The sequence below is a fragment of the Streptomyces sp. NPDC104367 genome, assembly GCF_055583825.1.
On record NZ_JBVJND010000069.1, the window covers coordinates 1 to 16936 of the forward strand.

General features: G+C 68.1%; 17 protein-coding genes and 1 pseudogene. 11 read left to right on the forward strand and 7 right to left on the reverse strand.

Features of this window, described 5'->3' with window-relative positions:
• Positions 1-246 precede the first annotated feature (246 nt).
• From ACZ619_RS45160 to ACZ619_RS45170, 3 genes are all read left to right on the forward strand, one after another.
• Positions 247-1113 (forward strand): hypothetical protein, encoded by an 867-nt coding sequence (locus ACZ619_RS45160; RefSeq protein ID WP_469611815.1) that lies wholly within the window; start codon positions 247-249, stop codon positions 1111-1113.
• A 249-nt stretch (positions 1114-1362) separates the two neighbouring features.
• A complete protein-coding gene (locus ACZ619_RS45165; protein ID WP_469611816.1) occupies positions 1363-2208 on the forward strand; it encodes a hypothetical protein in 846 nt (281 codons plus the stop codon).
• A gap of 250 nt (positions 2209-2458) precedes the next feature.
• Positions 2459-3799 carry a hypothetical protein gene (locus ACZ619_RS45170; protein WP_469611817.1) on the forward strand — a complete coding sequence of 447 codons (1341 nt, stop codon included), beginning with the start codon at positions 2459-2461 and terminating at the stop codon, positions 3797-3799.
• Between the two features lie 117 nt (positions 3800-3916).
• Here ACZ619_RS45170 and arsM read toward each other — a convergent pair whose 3' ends face one another.
• A complete protein-coding gene (gene arsM, locus ACZ619_RS45175; protein WP_469611818.1) occupies positions 3917-4816 on the reverse strand; it encodes an arsenite methyltransferase in 900 nt (299 codons plus the stop codon).
• Between the two features lie 105 nt (positions 4817-4921).
• On the opposite strand from arsM, the gene ACZ619_RS45180 reads away from it, so the two are divergent.
• From ACZ619_RS45180 to ACZ619_RS45205, 6 genes and pseudogenes are all read left to right on the forward strand, one after another.
• A complete protein-coding gene (locus ACZ619_RS45180) occupies positions 4922-5296 on the forward strand; it encodes an ArsR/SmtB family transcription factor (protein WP_469611819.1) in 375 nt (124 codons plus the stop codon).
• On the forward strand, positions 5293-6030 hold the full coding sequence (locus tag ACZ619_RS45185; RefSeq protein WP_469611820.1) for an aquaporin: 738 nt from the start codon (positions 5293-5295) through the stop codon (positions 6028-6030). Before ACZ619_RS45180 ends, ACZ619_RS45185 begins: the two co-directional genes overlap by 4 nt.
• A gap of 21 nt (positions 6031-6051) precedes the next feature.
• On the forward strand, positions 6052-6465 hold the full coding sequence (locus tag ACZ619_RS45190; RefSeq protein WP_469611821.1) for an arsenate reductase ArsC: 414 nt from the start codon (positions 6052-6054) through the stop codon (positions 6463-6465).
• 106 nt (positions 6466-6571) lie between these two features.
• A pseudogene (locus ACZ619_RS45195) lies at positions 6572-7048 on the forward strand (metallophosphoesterase); the annotation flags it as partial.
• Between the two features lie 248 nt (positions 7049-7296).
• Positions 7297-8838, forward strand: coding sequence for an ABC transporter substrate-binding protein (locus tag ACZ619_RS45200; protein ID WP_469611822.1), 1542 nt, complete (start codon positions 7297-7299; stop codon positions 8836-8838).
• Positions 8839-8896: 58 nt separating this feature from the next.
• Positions 8897-9298 carry an ATP-binding protein gene (locus tag ACZ619_RS45205; RefSeq protein WP_469611823.1) on the forward strand — a complete coding sequence of 134 codons (402 nt, stop codon included), beginning with the start codon at positions 8897-8899 and terminating at the stop codon, positions 9296-9298.
• Positions 9299-9323: 25 nt separating this feature from the next.
• On the opposite strand, the gene ACZ619_RS45210 is transcribed toward ACZ619_RS45205, so the two are convergent.
• Together ACZ619_RS45210 and ACZ619_RS45215 are read right to left on the reverse strand one after the other, a co-directional pair.
• Entirely contained in the window at positions 9324-10754 is a 1431-nt protein-coding gene (locus tag ACZ619_RS45210) for a sensor histidine kinase (RefSeq protein ID WP_469611824.1), read from the reverse strand.
• On the reverse strand, positions 10751-11440 hold the full coding sequence (locus ACZ619_RS45215; protein ID WP_469611825.1) for a response regulator transcription factor: 690 nt from the start codon (positions 11438-11440) through the stop codon (positions 10751-10753). The genes ACZ619_RS45210 and ACZ619_RS45215 overlap by 4 nt, the downstream gene beginning before the upstream one ends.
• A 172-nt stretch (positions 11441-11612) precedes the next feature.
• Here ACZ619_RS45215 and ACZ619_RS45220 point away from each other — a divergent pair, with 172 nt between their 5' ends.
• Positions 11613-14039 carry an MMPL family transporter gene (locus tag ACZ619_RS45220; protein WP_469611830.1) on the forward strand — a complete coding sequence of 809 codons (2427 nt, stop codon included), beginning with the start codon at positions 11613-11615 and terminating at the stop codon, positions 14037-14039.
• On the opposite strand, the gene ACZ619_RS45225 is transcribed toward ACZ619_RS45220, so the two are convergent.
• The 4 genes from ACZ619_RS45225 to ACZ619_RS45240 all read right to left on the reverse strand — a co-directional run bounded on the left by ACZ619_RS45225 (position 14036) and on the right by ACZ619_RS45240 (position 16222).
• A complete protein-coding gene (locus ACZ619_RS45225) occupies positions 14036-14809 on the reverse strand; it encodes a TetR/AcrR family transcriptional regulator (protein WP_469611826.1) in 774 nt (257 codons plus the stop codon). The two genes, ACZ619_RS45220 and ACZ619_RS45225, sit on opposite strands and share 4 nt — an antisense overlap.
• Positions 14810-14818: 9 nt before the next feature.
• Positions 14819-15304 (reverse strand): thiol-disulfide oxidoreductase DCC family protein, encoded by a 486-nt coding sequence (locus ACZ619_RS45230; protein WP_469611831.1) that lies wholly within the window; start codon positions 15302-15304, stop codon positions 14819-14821.
• A gap of 5 nt (positions 15305-15309) precedes the next feature.
• Positions 15310-15717, reverse strand: a complete 408-nt coding sequence (locus tag ACZ619_RS45235) for a hypothetical protein (RefSeq protein ID WP_469611827.1) — start codon at positions 15715-15717, stop codon at positions 15310-15312.
• A 94-nt stretch (positions 15718-15811) separates the two neighbouring features.
• Positions 15812-16222, reverse strand: a complete 411-nt coding sequence (locus ACZ619_RS45240; protein WP_469611828.1) for a VOC family protein — start codon at positions 16220-16222, stop codon at positions 15812-15814.
• A gap of 134 nt (positions 16223-16356) precedes the next feature.
• On the opposite strand from ACZ619_RS45240, the gene ACZ619_RS45245 reads away from it, so the two are divergent.
• The gene (locus tag ACZ619_RS45245; RefSeq protein ID WP_469611829.1) at positions 16357-16800 is read left to right on the forward strand and encodes a hypothetical protein; all 444 of its coding nucleotides are present in this window, start codon (positions 16357-16359) and stop codon (positions 16798-16800) included.
• The last annotated feature ends 136 nt before the right edge of the window (positions 16801-16936 follow it).

Consider the following 16936-nt stretch of genomic DNA (forward strand, 5'->3'; position numbering starts at 1 on the left):
GCCGACCCGAGATCCTCGACGGCTTCATAGCCGAGACCGAACTCGGGCTGGAGCCCCCGTAGCCCTGTCACCCCACCCTTTCAACCTCAGCGGCACAGGTCTTGCCCAGGCGTCCGGCAACTACCTCGGGTGCCGCATCCGGTCTCAGGTGCCAAGAGGTGAGTCGCTACGAATAGAGGTCACAAAGGCGTTCCACTGGCCGCAAATCGGTATCCCTTGGATGGCCCGGTTCCCCATACTTCGAGCATGGACGACGCATCTCGGTCCGCCACGTTGATCCTTGCCTGCGTGAGTGCCGTGGGCGCCGTCGGTGTCACCCTCGCCGTGTCCTTGTTCGCTGACGGAACTAGTCACGATGCCTTCAAGATCGTAGCCATCGTGCTACCCGCTCCATGGCTCTTAGTCGCGCTCTGGCTGTTTTGGCGCGCGTGCCGTGTTGGACGTGACTCCTCCGAGCGGGGAAACCGCCTGCCGTTGTGGTACGTGTATCACGATGGACCCGACCCATCCGGGCCGCGAAACACCATGCCTTTGTGGGCACGCATTGCTGCCATTCTGGCTCTGGCCTCGGTCTTCTTCGCACTTGCCTACTGGGGTACGAGCCACACGCTCAACTCTCTGTCGGAAAAGCACTTCGGGCCCGAAGATGTGGGGGCCATCGTCGGCGGTGCCACAGGTCTGGGCGGGTTGATCGCAGGCGCGAGTGTTGCGGCCTCTCGTGTACTGCGGGCGCTGGGTAAGCGGGCCTCAGATGCTGGCGAGGGGGCCAAAGCGCGGCAATCGGGAGAAGCCGAAGTCGTTCGTGCGCGCTTGGAGGGCCGGGCGGCCGTCATTAAGGCTGAAGCGGAGGGCAAGGCGACGGTGCTCAAGGCCGAGGCGGATAAGACGCGAGCGGATGCCGATTTGGAACGCGCGAACGCGCAAAGGGTCTGGGCGCAGGCCCAGCTATCACAGGCATCGCACGGTTTGCCAGCCCTTCCGGCTTTCCCGGAAAATCGAGAACTCGCCGACAACTCAGCGGGGGATGGCCGCGGGAACGCTCCGTCATCGAATGAAAGTGGCGAACCGGCGACCGGGACTGCTGCGCAGTCGGATAGCGCGGGCTCCTCGTGACTCGCCACAGCCTTGCACGTCGGATGTCCTCGTACTGCACGCCGGGAACTGCTCTTGGACGGGATGACTGACATTCGTACTCGGATGTTAGTACTCGCATCCGGGTGCTAGTTTGGTTCGGTGGGTCGGGCTGGCGTTATGAGGAATCACCCGGCCGCAGTCCGAAATGCTGGGACACGCTCTGTTTCCGGGCCCAGCCTCCCGGGTATCTCCTTGCACGGGAAGGAACCGGAGCCTGGGGGAATCAGCATGGGGGATGAAGGTCTTCAGTACTTTGCGTCGGCGGACGGCGCTATCGACTACAAGCTTGCATCGGGCGAGTTTGAGACGAGTCTGATCTATAACGTGCTGTTCGGCAGCTCGGTACTCGTCATGCCGGATGTTTTCTTCTTCAACTGCAATCCTCTCTTGAGTCATCTGAAATTCTCGCCCGGCCAGGTTCCATTTTTTCTGGCTGCCCTTAAGGGAGGTCTTGTTGTGCCCGCCTTCAGGACCGCCGATATCGAGACCTTTCGACAGTCGCTCGAACAAGTGGGACTGATGAAGGTGCGTGGTTCTGAGGCAGAGCGGTTTGATCTCCAAGCGATTGCTGCGAAGCTGGATGAGAATCTTCCGAAGGAGATGCGGCCCGCTCGTTGGCGAGACAACCTCGGTGGCTGCTTTGAGCAGCTGATGGGCCGAGTGTTTCTCGACTCTGGACAGGGGATCAACGACGACGCTACCCGGAGCATGTGGACAGAGATCGAAGAATGGCGGGTTGCAGGGCTGGCAGGGGCTAAGGAACTCACCCAGGAGCAGGGCGGGTCAGGATTGCGACGGGCGGAAATCTGGAACGCTATCGGCCATCACCTTGAGCTGATCCCCCGAAGCGAGGCGTACCACAAGCAGATCGACTTTATCGAAGATGTGACATGGAACCTCGGGCCAGAGGCTGGCGCGAGGGCTTCCTTCCTCGCCGACGTAGTGAATCTCTGCTACCAGCAGAACCAGGCGAGTGGATTGTTGCGAGCGAACCGATCATCCGAACCGAACATCCCCCGGATGCTGTCTCACGCGGGGCGATCGCATGATTGTAAAGCTGGCCAGAGATTTTGATGTGAGCGCTGAAGCCATGGGTTATCGCTTGATCAATCTCGGCATCCTCGCTTGCTGAATGTCGGCGCTCGACCCCCTTGCGGCTCCCTCAGTAACTCACTGGGCAGTCGGGACCTTTCCAGATGCTGAGGATTCCCCGCTTGCTCCCCGGGGTCCCGCCGCAGTGCGGTGCCGGCCGACGTCGTGGGCGATGGCTTGATCGTTTCATAATTCGGCTGACCGCGAGGGCCAGGACTGCCAGACTGTCGGCATGGAAAAGGTACACGACAAAGCAACAGAGCTAGTTCTTGCTGCCGTCGCGGCGGCCGAAAAATCAGACAACCCAAAACCTTGGGATTATGGCTGGTGCACGGAATCCTACAGGCACTCTCAGGACGCCGCTATTTCCTCGCCCAATGGTCCGGTGCGTCTATTGAATCAGGGCGTCGAGAGGCTGGAGGAGCTTCACGCACTGCTGTCCAAGCAGTCGCAAGTGCGTGACAGGTGGAGCCTGAAGGAGCTTTGGGGGTTGCTGGCGACACTTATCGCTTTTGCTTACGGTTCCGATGAGCCGGAAGAAAAGGCGAGGGGTCTGCTCGCGCGCATTCTATACAGTGAACCCGCCCTTGTGGCCTTCCCCGTGTCAAACCTCGTATGGACGGGGGAGCCTATAAGGATGGGAAGGAAGAATGTAATCGGGCTCCTTGATGATGCGTTCATTGACGCCGTCCATAATTTGGGAGGTCGAGGGCAAACGCATAAGGATCAGATCGCGACCTATATAAGTGGACTCAAGCACAGGGGACCGCGAGTCGGATTCGCCGCTCTAGTTCCGGGGCAACGAGGTGTGGCCCGAAAACAAGCTGCAAGAAATCTTCAAGTTCTTGTCGATCTGGCAATTTTGCTCGTCACCAATAAGAGTGGTCGGAATTTGTGGTCCGTTAGAGGGGACACGAATCGCCCAGGTATCCGAGGGATCACACTGGATCGGAAGGCCATCGAAGCCAGTGTTAGAGAATCGGGTGATCACGTTGAGCTTTACTCAGAGCCGCTGCTGATAGACGCTGTCGGACATAGTGGGGGCGTCCAGTGGCTTGGAGAGGAGCCAATCCCTCTGGAGGAGCTGCTCGCGGATAACATGCTTCATGCTGCTGTCGAAACAACCCTCACGGAAGAAAACAGTTTCTTGCGTCGACTGTACGTAGCTGCGCGTTGGTTTGCCGAGAGTTACTGGGCCTCCGCACAGGATGATGCAGCGCTGGCGGCAGGCGTGGCACTGGATGCTCTTTTGGGGTCGAAATCTGCCCTACCTGGGCGAGCCATGAAAGAACGATACGCACTTCTTGAAGCAGATCCCCGAGCAAGGTCAGAGCGTGCGAAAGAATACGAGGAAATCTACTCCGTCAGAAGTATCGTCGCCCACGGCGGTGAAGCCAGAAAGCTGAGTGAGGGAAACTTTCTAAGGGAAATGCAAGATTCCGTAACCTGGGTCGCCTGGAGATTGCTTGATGCCCATGCAGAATTCTCGATCTCCAGTGAGAAAGAGTTTGAATCGATATTTGAAGAAATTCGGTGGGGGACGCGCGAGTGGCCTTCGGCGGGAGAGGTTTGAAGCCGCCGGCGGTCAGATCCCGACCGGGAACCGAGCTTAAGAATACTTCACAGCCCTGCGCCCAACTAGGGTGCAGGGCTGGTGAATTGGCTGGCCAATGGGGGTTGGCGTGAAAGGTCAGCTCTGGCAGGCGCAGCCAGTGGCGCTCTTGGCCTCGGCGACGGTGACTGATGGACTCACGACTTGTTCGGCCGGGGTGCAACAAGCAGTGACGCCACAGCATGATTCGCCCGGCTCGGGTGCTGCTGCGGCTTGCGGGCTGGCGGTGACGGTGGGCTTGGTCGCTCGGACGATGGCGGAGTGCATGCCGTCGGCGACTGGGTGGGTCGGGGTGATCTCGATGTCTGAGAAGCCGGCGGCTTCCAGTCCAGCGCGGTACTCAGCGAAGGAGAGAGCGCCCGCGATACAGCCGACGTAATCCCCGCGTTCGGCGCGCTGTTCGGTGGTGAGCGTGTCGTCGGCAACGACGTCGGAGACACCGATCCGGCCGCCGGGCTTGAGTACGCGGTACGTCTCGGCGAAGACGGCGGCCTTGTCCGTGGATAGGTTGATCACACAGTTCGAGATCACCACGTTGATGGTGTTCGCGGGCAGAGGGATGGCCTCGATGGTGCCCTTGAGGAACTCCACGTTCGTCGCGCCTGCCCTCTTGGCGTTGGCGAGTGAGAGAGAAAGCATCTCCTCGGTCATGTCCAGCCCGTACGCCTTGCCCGTCGGGCCCACTCGGCGGGCCGAGAGCAGGACATCGATGCCGCCTCCGGAGCCAAGATCGAGAACGCGCTCCCCTGTGCTCAGCTCGGCGACGGCGGTTGGGTTGCCGCAGCCGAGAGAGGCGGCGACGGCTTCGGCGGGCAGTGCATCGCGCTCGTCGGCGGCGTAGAGGGTCGAGCCGAAGTTTTCGTCGATCTCGACCGGCGTGGGTCCGCAGCAGGCGGCGCTACCCCCAGTGACTTTCATGGCGGCGGCCGCGTAGCGCTGGCGGACCGTTTCGCGCAGGTCGGTGGACTGCTCGTTCATGACTCACTCCCAAGTGACGGGGCGCACGGTGGCCCCGGAACGGCCTGCATTGACGTTCATTGATGCAACCTTGCGTCTTGAATCGAAAAACGTCAACATAGAGAAATGTCGAAACAAGAGCTTGAGGTGACCAGGCAGGATTCGGCTTGCTGCCCCGGTCTGTCTGCCGCGCCGCTGGACGAGGAACAGGCGGCAGAGCTGGCGAAGGTCTTCAAGGCACTGGGTGACCCGGTGCGGCTGCGCCTGCTCTCGATGATCGCCTCACGCGGAGAAGGCGGGGAGGTCTGTGTGTGTGAGCTGACCCCGGCCTTCGATCTATCTCAGCCGACGATTTCCCACCATCTCAAGCTGTTGCGGCAGGCCGGCCTCATTGATTGTGAGCGACGGGGGACCTGGGTCTACTACTGGGTGTTGCCCGGTGTGCTGAGTCGGCTTGCTGCTTTTCTCGGTACCCCGCAGGCTGCTGGAACGACCGCGTGAGCGCTTCTCTCGGCCGCCGCGCTGCTGTTGAGGCGATAGGGACGGGCGTCCTGGTGGCGGTGGTGGTCGGGTCTGGCATTCAGGCCACTGAACTGTCACGAGACGTCGGGGTGCAACTGCTCGCCAACTCCCTCGCCACCGTTTTCGGGCTGGCAGTGCTGATCGTCCTGTTCGGCCCGGTCTCTGGTGCGCACTTCAACCCAGTTGTCACTCTCGCTGCCTGGTTCACCGGGCACCGTGATCAGGACGGCCTCAGCCTGCGGGACGTCGCTGCATATGTGCCCGCGCAGGTAGCTGGTGCTGTGGGCGGCGCGGTCCTGGCTGACGCGATGTTCGGTGAACCGTTGGTCAAGTTTTCCACCCACGATCGGTTCGCCGGGCATCTCTGGCTTGGCGAGGCCGTCGCGACTGCCGGGCTCCTTCTCGTGATCTTCGGCTTGGCCCGTGTTGGCCGGGCGAACCTGGCCCCCTTCGCAGTGGCGGCGTTCATCGGCGCTGCCTACTGGTTCACCTCATCCACCTCTTTCGCGAACCCGGCGGTCACCATCGGTCGGGCGTTCACCGACTCCTTCGCCGGCATTGCCCCCACCTCCGTCATCCCGTTCATCGTCGCCCAACTTGTCGGCGCAGCCGTTGGCCTCACCCTGGTCGCCGTGCTCTTCACGCGTTCGGCCACCAACCCCGCACCTTTCACCATCGCCGATGGTGAACCCGATCTAGCCGCCGCTCGCTGATCCACCCGAAAGACATGAACCATGAACACTCCAGCTTCGCGCCCGTCCGTACTGTTCGTCTGCGTCCACAACGCGGGCCGATCTCAGATGGCGGCTGCCTTTCTCGCGCATCTAGCAGGTGACCGCATTGAGGTGCGCTCCGCCGGTTCCGCTCCTGCCGACACCGTCAACCCAGCAGTGGTCGAAGCCATGGGTGAGGTTGGCATCGATATCTCTGCTGAGGTCCCGAAGATCCTCAGCGCAGAGGCTGTCCAGGCATCCGACGTGGTGATCACCATGGGGTGCGGCGATGCATGTCCGGTCTTCCCCGGTAAGCGGTACCTGGATTGGAAGCTTGAAGACCCCGCAGGCCAAGGCGTCGAAGCGGTGCGTCCCATCCGCGACGAGATCAACCGGCGCATCCGTGCCCTGATCACTGAGGTGGTGGCCGGCTGACTGGCTGGGCACGATTCCGCTCGGATCTACGAAGAGAATCTGTGTGCTGAAGGTATCGGCTCCGCGGCGTGGCCTTGATCCGGGCGTGCGGTTGGCACCTGCATACTCGCGCCTGGCAACCGGCAACCACGAGTACTTCTCCGGTGCCCGGCAGTGGGTCGAGGAGGTGCGTGAACTCGGTCTGCACCCGCTGGAGAACGCCCGTACCGAGCTGCCCCGGTTCGATCTCGCCGGGGTGAACGACATCGCCGGCGAAAGCACAGGCCAGGGTCCGGATTTCGACCGCGCGCTGGCCGGCCGCGACCCGGCGCGCGCCTGCGTGCTCCTCGCCCACCAGCCGGTCCAGATCCACGAGGCCGTCCGCCGCCACGTGGACCTCCAACTGTCCGGTCACACCCACGGCGGCCAGCTCTGGCCGGGCAACCTGATCGCGGCCGCCGCCAACCCGACGGTCGCCGGTCTGGACCGCTACGGCGACACGCAGCTGTACGTCTCCAGAGGCGCCGGAGCGTGGGGTCCGCCCACCCGGGTGGGCGCCCCGTCGGACATCACGGTCATCGAACTCGCGTCGAAGCAGGCCTGACCGAAACCGTCCCCGCGCCCGGCTCGTTCCGCCACCGCGCTCCCTGTGGAGAGGCTGTGAAATCCGGCGGAAACGAGCCCTCGGTAAGTTCTTCCTCATCTAGCCAGATCGCTCTTCCCCCGATCCAAACACCTGTGGTTAGGTGAGCCGCGTCACTTAGGGGAGTGGCATTTGCGGAGGGCCTGGGTAGGGCCTGGAGCGGACCTGAGCAGGTCCTGGGGAGGGCACGAACCGTGCGATCTGTTCGCATGCGGATTCTCGTGACGCTTGTCGTACTGGCGATCGTGGGGATCGGCGGCTGGCAGTTAATGCCGTCGCAGGAGAACAAGAACAAGACGATCACCGTCGGTACGACCGACGCCGTCACCTCGCTCGACCCGGCAGGCGCCTACGACGCCGGTTCCTGGGCGTTGTTCAACAACGTCTTCCAGACACTTCTCACCTTCGAGCCCGGCGGCGTCAAGCCGGTCCCGGACGCGGCCGAGAGCTGTTCCTTCACGGACTCGGGCCTCCGGACGTACCGGTGCACACTGCGCGACGGGATCACCTTCCCGAGCGGCCGGGCGATGACCGCCGAGGACGTGAAGTACTCCTTCGACCGGGTCAAGAAGATCAACTCCGATGTCGGCCCGGCCTCGCTGTTCTCGACGCTCGGCTCGGTCACCGCGTCCGGCGCGACCGTCACCTTCCACCTGTCGTCCGCGGACGCGACGTTCCCGTTCAAGCTGGCCACCGGCGCCGGTTCGATCGTCGACAGGGACAAGTACCCGGCGGACGGCCTGCGCACCGGCACCTCCGTCGACGGCACCGGCCCGTACACCCTGTCGTCGTACACGAAGGGCAAGCAGGCCGACCTCTCGCCCAACGGCCGCTACAAGGGCGCCATCACCAGCAGCCCCAGCCCGGTCGCGCTGCACTACTACGCCGACTCGGCCAAGCTCGCCGCCGCGTACAAGGCCAAGAAGATCGACGTGGCCACCCGGACGCTGCCGCCCGCCATGGTCTCCAAGCTGTCGCCGAGCGACCCCGACCAGCGGGTCCTGGAGTCCGACAGCGCCGAGACCCGCAACCTGTACCTGAACACCCGCAAGAACTCGCCCCTGCACGACGCGCTGGTCCGCCGCGCCATCGCCTGGCTGGTCAACCGCGAGGACCTGGCCGCGAACGTGTACGACGGCACGGTCGAGCCGCTGTACTCGCTGATCCCGACCGGCCTCACCGGCCACACCACGTCCTTCTTCGACATCTACCCGACGCAGAGCGTCGCCAAGGCGAAGGCCCTGCTCCAGGAGGCCGGCGTCAGCACCCCCGTCGAGTTCTCCTTCGGCTACGGCATCGGCCGCGGTGCCGGCGCCGAGGAGGCGGCCGCGCTGAAGAAGCAGCTGGAGGCGGGCGGCCTGTTCAAGGTCGACGTCAAGGGATACGAGTGGACCGACTTCCAGAAGTCCTGGGCCCAGGGGAAGATGGACGCCTGGGCGGTCGGCTGGGTCGCCGACTACCCGGACCCGGACACCTTCGGCGCCTCCCTGGTCGGCAGCGACTCCGTGATGAGCACCGGCTACAGCAACAAGGTCGTCGACAACCTGCTCCTGCACAGCCAGCAGTACGCCGACCGCAGCAAGGCCGACACGGACTTCCGCAACGTCCAGACGGACGTGGCCCAGGACGTCCCGCTGATCCCGCTGTGGCAGCGCACCGACTACGTCCTCGCCAGCGAGGACGTGGGCGGCGGCCAGTACCTGACGGACAGCACCGGCGTGTTCCGGCTGTGGAGTCTGGACTGGATCTGACCGGCGGACCCCCGCGCGGCACCGGGTGACGCGGGCACGCGCGGGGCGAGGAGCAGACGTGCTGAGACGCGACGCCTTCCGGCTCCCGCGCCACCCGGCGTCCGTCGGCCTGGCCCGGCACCGGGTCCGGGACCACCTGGCCCGCTGGGGCCACGGCCCGGACGCCCCCGCGGTCGGCGACGCCCTGCTCCTCGTCTCCGAGCTCGCCACCGACTCCGTCCGCCACGGACCCCTGCCGGAGCGCGAGTTCGAGGTGGCGGTCACCGCCCTGCCGGACGGCTCCTGCCTGATCGAGGTCTCCGACGAGGGCCGTGCCGGGCCCCGGCCCAGAGCCGTCCACGGGAACGACGAGACGGGCCGGGGCCCGCGCCTGGTCGAGACCGTCGCCGCGGCCTGGGGGGTGTGGAGCCGGGGCACCCACGGCAGGACCGTCTGGGCCCTCGTCCTGACCGGCGGGTAGCGGGCGGCGGGGTGCCGCCGCGGGGTCAGGGGCGCAGCGTGACCGTCACGGCCAGCCCCTCCCCGGGCGCCGTGCGCACGCTCACCTCACCCCCGTGCGCCTCCACCACCCCCTGCACGATCGCCATCCCCAGCCCGCTCCCCTCCGCGCTCCCCACCCGGAAGAACCGGTCGAAGATCCGCCCCGCGTCCTCCGCCGCCAGCCCCGGCCCCTCGTCGACCACGGACACCCGCACCTCCCCGTCCGACCGCTCCACCGCCAGCCGCACGGCCGCCTCCACCGGCGTGTGCGTGCGCACGTTGGCCAGCAGGTTCCCCAGCACCTGCCGCAGCCCGGACTCGTCGGCCCGCACCAGCACCGCCCCCTCCGCCGCCACGGCCACCGGCCGCCCCGGCTGCTGCGCCCGCAGGTCCTCGGCCGCGTCCCGCACCAGCCGGCCCACGTCCACGTGCCGGAACCGGACCTCGGGCCGCTGGTCGAGCCGCGCCAGCAGCAGCAGTTCGTCCACCAGCCGCCCCATCCGGTCCACCTCCCCGTGCATCCGGTCCCAGGCCCGCCGCCGCTCCCCGGGCTCGCTCAGCATCCCCTTGTCGTACAGCTGGAGGTAGCCGCGGATCGCGGCCAGCGGCGTACGCAGCTCGTGCGAGGCGTCCGCGACGAACCGCCGCAGCTGGGCGGCGCTGCGCTCGCGCGTCCGGTACGCCGTCTCCACCTGGTGGAGCATGGAGTTGAGGGCCACCCGCAACTGCTCGACCTCCTGCGTCGGATGCTGGCTGGACGGCACCCGCCGGGTCAGGTCCCCCTCGGCTATCGCCGACGACGTCTCCACCATGTCCTCCAGCGGCAGCAGCCGCCGCCGCACGCTGAACATGGTCAGACAGCACAGCAGCGCGAGCAGCAGGGTGCCGACGGCGACGTCCAGCCGGAGCGCCTTGGCGATGCCCTGGTGCAGCAGCTCCGTCGAGGTGGCCAGCAGGATGTAGGGGCCGTCGGCGAGCCGGGTGGCCGTGACCCGGTAGGCCGCGCCGTGCACGTCGATGTCGCGCGGGTCGGGCGCGGCGGTGAGGGCACGCGGGTCGTGCACGGCGGCCGCCAGATCGCGCTGGGCCCGGGTCGGCGTCATGTCGAAGACGGTCAGCGGGGTGCCGTCGGCGTCGACGACGGTGAAGACCGAGTCGGGTGCCGGGTCGGACTCGGAGGGGGCGATCCGGTCGCGGACCACGCCGAGCGCGGTCAGCGAGTCGACCTGCCGCAGGGTGAGCCCCGAACTCCCCAACGAGTCACGCAACTTGAGCAGCTCGGAGTCCACCTGGTCCAGCAGGTACAGCCGCATGCCCATGATGCTGACCGTGGTCGCCACCACGATGCCGACGGCGAGCAGGCCGACGTTGGCCAGGGTCAGCTTGCCGCGCAGCGAGTCGATCCCGTGCCGCCTGCGGTGTTCGCGCAGGCTCATGTCAGCCCGTATCCGACGCCCCGCCGGGTGGTGATGACCGGCGCTCCCAGCGCGTCCAGCTTGCGCCGCAGATAGCTGATGTAGGTCTCCACGACGGTCGACTCGGACGGCGCGTGCTCGTACTGCCAGACGTGCCGCAGCAGTTGGTCCTTGGGCACGATCCGGCCGCCGTTGCGGACCAGGAAGCGCAGCAGCGCGTACTCGGTCGGGGTCAGCTCGACCGTGCGGCCCGCGCGGCGCACCGAGTACGTCGTCTCGTCCAGCTCCAGGTCGCCGTAGCGCAGCGGCGGCCGCTGCTGGATGACGTCGGCCGGGCGGGTGCGGCGCAGGACCGCGCCGATGCGGGCGACGACCTCGTCGATGTTGAAGGGCTTGGTGATGTAGTCGTCGCCGTAGCCGAGGGCGCCGACTATCTCGGCCGGGGCGTCCCGCGCGGTCAGGAACACCAGCGCCAGGTCCGGCCGGCGGGAGCGCAGTTCACGGGCGAGGGCGCGGCCGTCGCCGTCCGGGAGCATCACGTCGAGCAGGGCCGCGTCCGGCCGGGTGCGCTCGGCCAGCGCGAGGGCGTCGCGGACCGTACCGGCCGTCATCACCTCGAACCGGTGGTAGCGCAGGGCGATGGAGAGGACGTCCGCGATGCTCGGCTCGTCCTCCACGATCAGCACGGTGCTGCCTGGAGCCGTCATGTCTTCAGTATCGGCGCCCCCGCCGACGGCCGGGGGCGCGCAGCTTTGGAGTTCCTTGAGAGTCGTGCGCGCCGCGTGTCCCGGCGCCCGTCCCGCTGCCGATCCTGTTGCCCAGGACCTGGGGGACCGACCGAACCGACCTACTGACAAGGAGCTGTTGAGCGTGACGGCATTGGCACGGTGGTGCTATCGGCACCGGCTGGTGGTCCTGTTGCTGTGGGTGGGGGCACTGCTGGGCGTGGGCTTCTCGGCCTCGGCGGCGGGCACGGACTACGCGAACGTCTTCTCCCTTCCCGACACGGACTCCAAGAGCGCGTACGACCTGATGGAGAAGGCCTTCCCGAGCACCTCGGGCGACACGGACACCGTGGTCTGGAAGGTCACCGACGGCTCGGTGAGGGACCCGGCGGTCCGCGGCCGGCTCCAGCCGGTCCTCGACGAGATAGCGGGGACGACCGGTGTCGGCGCGGTCACCAGCCCCTACGCCGGCGCCGCCGGCGCGGCACAGATCAGCGGTGACGGCAGGATCGCCTACGCCCAGCTGACCTTCACCCAGCGTGCGAACGAGATCCCCAAGGAGCTCGTCCAGAAGGTCCTCGACACCGCCCGGGGCGCCGAACGGCCCGGTCTCCAGGTGGAGTTGGGCGGCCAGGCCATCCAGCGCGTCCAGGAGCCGCCGCAGGGCCTGTCGGAGATGGTCGGCATCGTCGCGGCGGCGGTCGTCCTCTTCCTCGCCTTCGGCTCCTTCTTCGCGATGACGCTCCCCATCGCGATCGCCGTGTTCGGCGTCGGCATGGGCCTGTTCTCCACCCAGCTGCTCAGCCACGTCACCGACGTCCCCGACATCGCGCCGCTGCTCGCCTCCCTGATCGGCCTCGGCGTCGGCATCGACTACGCCCTGTTCATCGTCACCCGGCACCGGCGCGGCATCCTGCGCGGCATGGACCCGGAGGAGTCGGCGGTCACCGCCCTCAACACCGCGGGCCGGGCGGTGCTGTTCGCGGGCGGCACGGTCTGCATCGCGCTGGCCGGGATGCTGGTCACCCGGCTGCGCTTCCTGGACGGCGTGGTCATCGGCACCTCGCTCACGGTCGTGCTGAGCGTCCTCGCGGCCGTCACGCTGCTGCCCGCGCTGCTCGGCCTGCTCGGCCCGCGCGTCCTCAGCCGCCGCCAGCGCCGCCGGCTGGCCGCCGAGGGCCCGGAGCCGGAGCGCGCGAGCGGCCCGGCGGCGCGCTGGTCGGCGAACGTGGAGAAGCGCCCGCGGCGCGTCGCCGTCCTCGCCCTGCTCGTCATGGCCGTGCTGGCCGTCCCCGTCCTCTCGCTCCGGCTCGGCGCCACCGACCAGGGCAACGACGACGCGTCCACGACCACCAGGAAGGCCTACGACCTGCTCGCCGAGGGCTTCGGGCCCGGCTTCAACGGCCCTCTCCAGGTGGTCAGTTCGGGCGGCGACACGGCGACGCTGGTACGCGACCTGAAGGCGGCGCACGGGGTCGCGAGGGTCGCGGAACTGCCCCCGGCGAAGGGCGTCACGGTCATCCAGGTGATCCCGACGACCTCGCCCCAGTCCAAGGCGACCGACGACCTCATCGACGCCCTCCGCGACCGGGTGATCCCCGGGGCCGGGGCCCGGGCCCATGTCGGCGGGGTGACGGCGGTGTCCAAGGACTTCGCCTCGGTCACCGGCGACCGGCTGCCGCTGTTCATCGCGACGATCATCACGCTGGGCTTCCTGCTGCTCCTGGTCGCCTTCCGTTCCCTGGTCGTCCCGCTGACGGCGGCCCTGATGAACCTGATCGCGGCGGCCGCCTCCTTCGGCGTCCTGGTCGCGGTCTTCCAGTGGGGCTGGGGCCTGGACCCGCTGGGCCTCGGCAAGGAGGGCCCGATCAACGCGTTCCTCCCGGTCATCATGCTCTCGCTGCTCTTCGGCCTCTCCATGGACTACCAGGTGTTCCTGGTGAGCCGGATGCACGAGGAGTGGGTGCACACCAGGGACAACGCGCGGGCGGTCCGGGTCGGCCTCGCGGAGACCAGCCGGGTCATCAACTCCGCGGCCCTGATCATGGTCTGCGTCTTCCTGGCCTTCGTCCTCAGCGGCGACTCGGGCGCGGCGATGGCGGGCGTGGGCCTGGCGGCGGCGGTCGCCCTGGACGCGTTCATCCTGCGTACGGCGCTGGTCCCGGCGGCGATGCACCTGCTGGGCGGGGCCAACTGGTGGCTGCCGGACTGGCTGGAGAGGCGCCTGCCGCACCTGGCGGTGGAGCCGGGCGAGGAGCCGGCGCCGGAACCGGCCGCGCCGACCGGTCCGGCCACCGTGATCCACGGCTTCGTCCGGACGCCGGACGGCGACCCGGCGCGGGACGCCACGGTGACGGTCCTGTCGAAGGGCGGACGCCCGCTGGACCGGGTGGCCTCCCTCGCGGACGGCTCCTACATCCTCTCGGTCCCGGCCCCCGGCGGCTATCTGCTGTCGGTGACCTCACCGTCGTACCCGGCGCGGGCCCGGCAGGTGACGGTGGCCGGGGGGCCGCTGGTGCACGACGTGGAACTCGCGGCCGGCGAGGCGGACGAGGTGGGCGAGGTGGACGCGGTCGGCTAGCCGTCCGCCGGCCGGTCCGCGTCCGCCGTCCTGCCGCCGCGCCGGCCGGCCGCCGGGTCGGGCAGCACCCGGGTCATCCCCGGCAGGAAGTCGGTGAACAGCTCGTGCACCTCCAGCACGAGCGGCCGCAGCACCCGGAACCGCGCGAGGGAGACGCCTCGCGCGGTCAGCCGGGCCCCGCGCTCGGCGAGCCGGTAGGTCCGCTCCCGCCCCTCGGTCCGGTCGAAGATCCAGTACAGCACCAGGCCCATCTGCGAGAGCCACATCAACTCCGGCAGTACGTCCCGCAGTTCGGGCGCCACCTTGGTCTTCGCCCCTGCCAGCACCTCCCGGTGCACGCTGATCGCCTCCTCGCGCGCGTGCTCGCTCTCCGCGGAGAAGGGGCTGAGCGGACTGTCGGGGTCGGCGGCGTTCTTGAAGAAGTGGACCGCGAACTCGTGGTACGGCCGGGCGATGTCCAGCCACACCTTGAGCACCCCGGCGAGCCTCGCCTCCAGGTCGGTCTCCCGGTCCAGGACCTCGCGGACCGCCACCCGGTGCTCGGCGGCGAGCTGGTCGTAGAAGCCCTGGATCAGGTGTTCCTTGCCGGCGAAGTAGTAGTACGCGTTGCCGACGGAGACCCCGGCCTCCGTGGCGATGGCCCGCATCGTGGTCTTCTCGTAGCCGCGCTCCCGGAACAGCCGCATCGCCGTCTCCAGGATCAGCGCGCGGGTCTGCTCGGACTTGCTCGGGGTACCGGCCTCGGCGGGACCGTCGTTCTTCGCGGACACGGACAGAGCCTAACGAGTGGCGCAGACACCGCGGGCACAGCCCGGAGGGTCGTAGATCCATCCGACGCCGGGTTCGTACTCCCAGCCGTCCTCCCGCCGGAAGGGCTCGCCGTTGCCCCGCCCGCCCCGCCACCAGGCGGCGGCGAGCACCGCGCCCCGCGCCAGCCGGGCCCCGGCCGGGGTGCTCAGCCGGTGGGCGAGGGGCCGCTGCGCGCGCAGCGCCCACAGCACGACGATCCACGCGGCCGTGTCCCGGTAGACCTGGCCGCCGTCGCCGACGACGGTGACCTCGTCGAGGGTGGCCGAGTGGTCGAGGCCGGGGAACCGGGCGCGGGCCTCGTCCGAGCCGGCCGGGACCAGGGTGAGCGGCACGAGCTGCGGCTGCCGCCCGAGCCAGTCGCGCAGCCGGGTGCACAGCGGGCACTCGGCGTCGTAGAGCACGGTGAGTCCGTGGACCGGGGCGCGCACGGCGCCCCGGTCGCCGGTGGCGGTCACGGTGCTCACGCCCCGGCCGCCGGCGCGGTCCAGCCCTGCGGCGGGACGGGCGGGATCTGCTCCCGCTCCATGACCCCGCGCCGCCGGATCCGGCTCAGCACGTACACGTTGCCGAGGTGCATCACGCCGAGCACCAGCAGCACGACCCCGAGCTTGGCGGACAGCGCCTCGAAGACGCCCCGGGCGTCGTCGATGCTGCCGCTGTTGTTCAGGTACAGGGCGACGAAGCCGAGGTTGACCAGGTAGAAGCCGACGACCAGCAGGTGGTTGACGGCGTCGGCGAGCTTCTCGTCGCCGTGCAGCACGTCGGCGAGGAAGATCCGCCCGTTGCTGCTGAGCGTGCGGGCCACCCAGATGGTCAGCCCGATGCTGACGAGCAGGTAGATGACGTAGGCGATGACGGTCCGGTCCATGCCCCACCCCTTCTTGAACGCGTTCAAAACGCTGACAGGGATGACTGTAGACCTGCTTTTGAACGTGTTCAACTCCGTGGCGGCGTGACCCCGTTCACGCCCGCCGCGCCAGCTCCGGCCGTTTGCTGTAGTCGGTGAACCCGACGACGTTCCCCCACGGGTCGGCGATCTCCACCGTCCATCCGGTGGCCACGGAGAACGGCGCCTCGGGCACCTCCACCCCGGCCGCCGCCATCGTCCGCGCCGCCGCCCGCGCGTCCGGCACCTCCAGCCACACCCGGGCCGAGGCCCACAGCGGCGCCCGCGGCTCCAGCCCCGCCTCGACCCGCAACAGGATCCCGGGGGTCTCGTCCCCCACCTTCAGCGACGCGATCCCGCCCTCGTCGAACCGGAACCCGACACCGAACCCGGCCCGTGTGTAGAAGGCCACGGCCGCCCCGAGATCCCCGACCGGCAGCACCACGTTGTCGAACCCGAGCACCTCGTACGACTCGTCATCTGACATGCGGTCAGATTAGGTGCGGCGGCCGCGCCCGCCGGGCGGGCTGACCGCGGGGTCACTCAATGGGCCGAGAAGGGGCCCGCCGCGTCGCTACGCTGAGTCGTCGTCAGCGATACGCGAAGGCAGAGGGGGCGGGAATGGCTCTGGGAACGGCGGCCTTCTTCGGGGAGGTGCGGGCGGCGTTCGCCGAACCCGCACGGAGACTGGGCCTGGACGGGCCCGGCGGCGGACACGGGCCGGACCGGCATCTCGCCGTCGCGACCTACCGCGGCGCCGGCGTGACCTACAACGTGGTCCTGGGGCTCTGGCAGGGGGACATCGAGATCCACGCCTGCCGCGACACCCCGTCGACCGTGTGCAAGGTCGGCGTGGAGAGCCTCGCCCTCGCGGCCGGCCTCATACCCCGACGGGGCGCCGCCTCCTTCACCGCCCGCAGCCCCCGCCAGCTCCGCAGGTCCCTCACCGGCCAGCTCCGCTACGTCGAACTGGTCCACCCCCTGATCTCCACCGACCCGGAGACCGCCCTCACCCTGATGCGCACGGCGGGCGCCCGCGAGTGGCACCGGCCCGCCGTGCCCTGACCGGGCGCCCCGGACACACCGAGGGCCCCGCTCCTCTTCAGGATGCTGTTGGTAAATCCGGGGCCCTACGCCTTCTTCGTCCCGTCGGCCGTTTGGTCGGCGGGGCGAAGTGCTGCGAAGTGGCTGGTGCGTGTGC

Bases quoted from the DNA above. Each gene is read 5' to 3' on its own strand.
- ACZ619_RS45240 (WP_469611828.1), bottom strand. From the start codon at position 16,222: ATGTCAGATGACGAGTCGTACGAGGTGCTCGGGTTCGACAACGTGGTG.
- ACZ619_RS45200 (WP_469611822.1), top strand. From the start codon at position 7,297: ATGCGGATTCTCGTGACGCTTGTCGTACTGGCGATCGTGGGGATCGGC.
- ACZ619_RS45165 (WP_469611816.1), top strand. From the start codon at position 1,363: ATGGGGGATGAAGGTCTTCAGTACTTTGCGTCGGCGGACGGCGCTATC.
- ACZ619_RS45190 (WP_469611821.1), top strand. From the start codon at position 6,052: ATGAACACTCCAGCTTCGCGCCCGTCCGTACTGTTCGTCTGCGTCCAC.
- ACZ619_RS45235 (WP_469611827.1), bottom strand. From the start codon at position 15,717: ATGGACCGGACCGTCATCGCCTACGTCATCTACCTGCTCGTCAGCATC.
- ACZ619_RS45210 (WP_469611824.1), bottom strand. From the start codon at position 10,754: ATGAGCCTGCGCGAACACCGCAGGCGGCACGGGATCGACTCGCTGCGC.
- ACZ619_RS45170 (WP_469611817.1), top strand. From the start codon at position 2,459: ATGGAAAAGGTACACGACAAAGCAACAGAGCTAGTTCTTGCTGCCGTC.
- ACZ619_RS45160 (WP_469611815.1), top strand. From the start codon at position 247: ATGGACGACGCATCTCGGTCCGCCACGTTGATCCTTGCCTGCGTGAGT.
- ACZ619_RS45245 (WP_469611829.1), top strand. From the start codon at position 16,357: ATGGCTCTGGGAACGGCGGCCTTCTTCGGGGAGGTGCGGGCGGCGTTC.
- arsM (WP_469611818.1), bottom strand. From the start codon at position 4,816: ATGAACGAGCAGTCCACCGACCTGCGCGAAACGGTCCGCCAGCGCTAC.
- ACZ619_RS45215 (WP_469611825.1), bottom strand. From the start codon at position 11,440: ATGACGGCTCCAGGCAGCACCGTGCTGATCGTGGAGGACGAGCCGAGC.
- ACZ619_RS45180 (WP_469611819.1), top strand. From the start codon at position 4,922: ATGTCGAAACAAGAGCTTGAGGTGACCAGGCAGGATTCGGCTTGCTGC.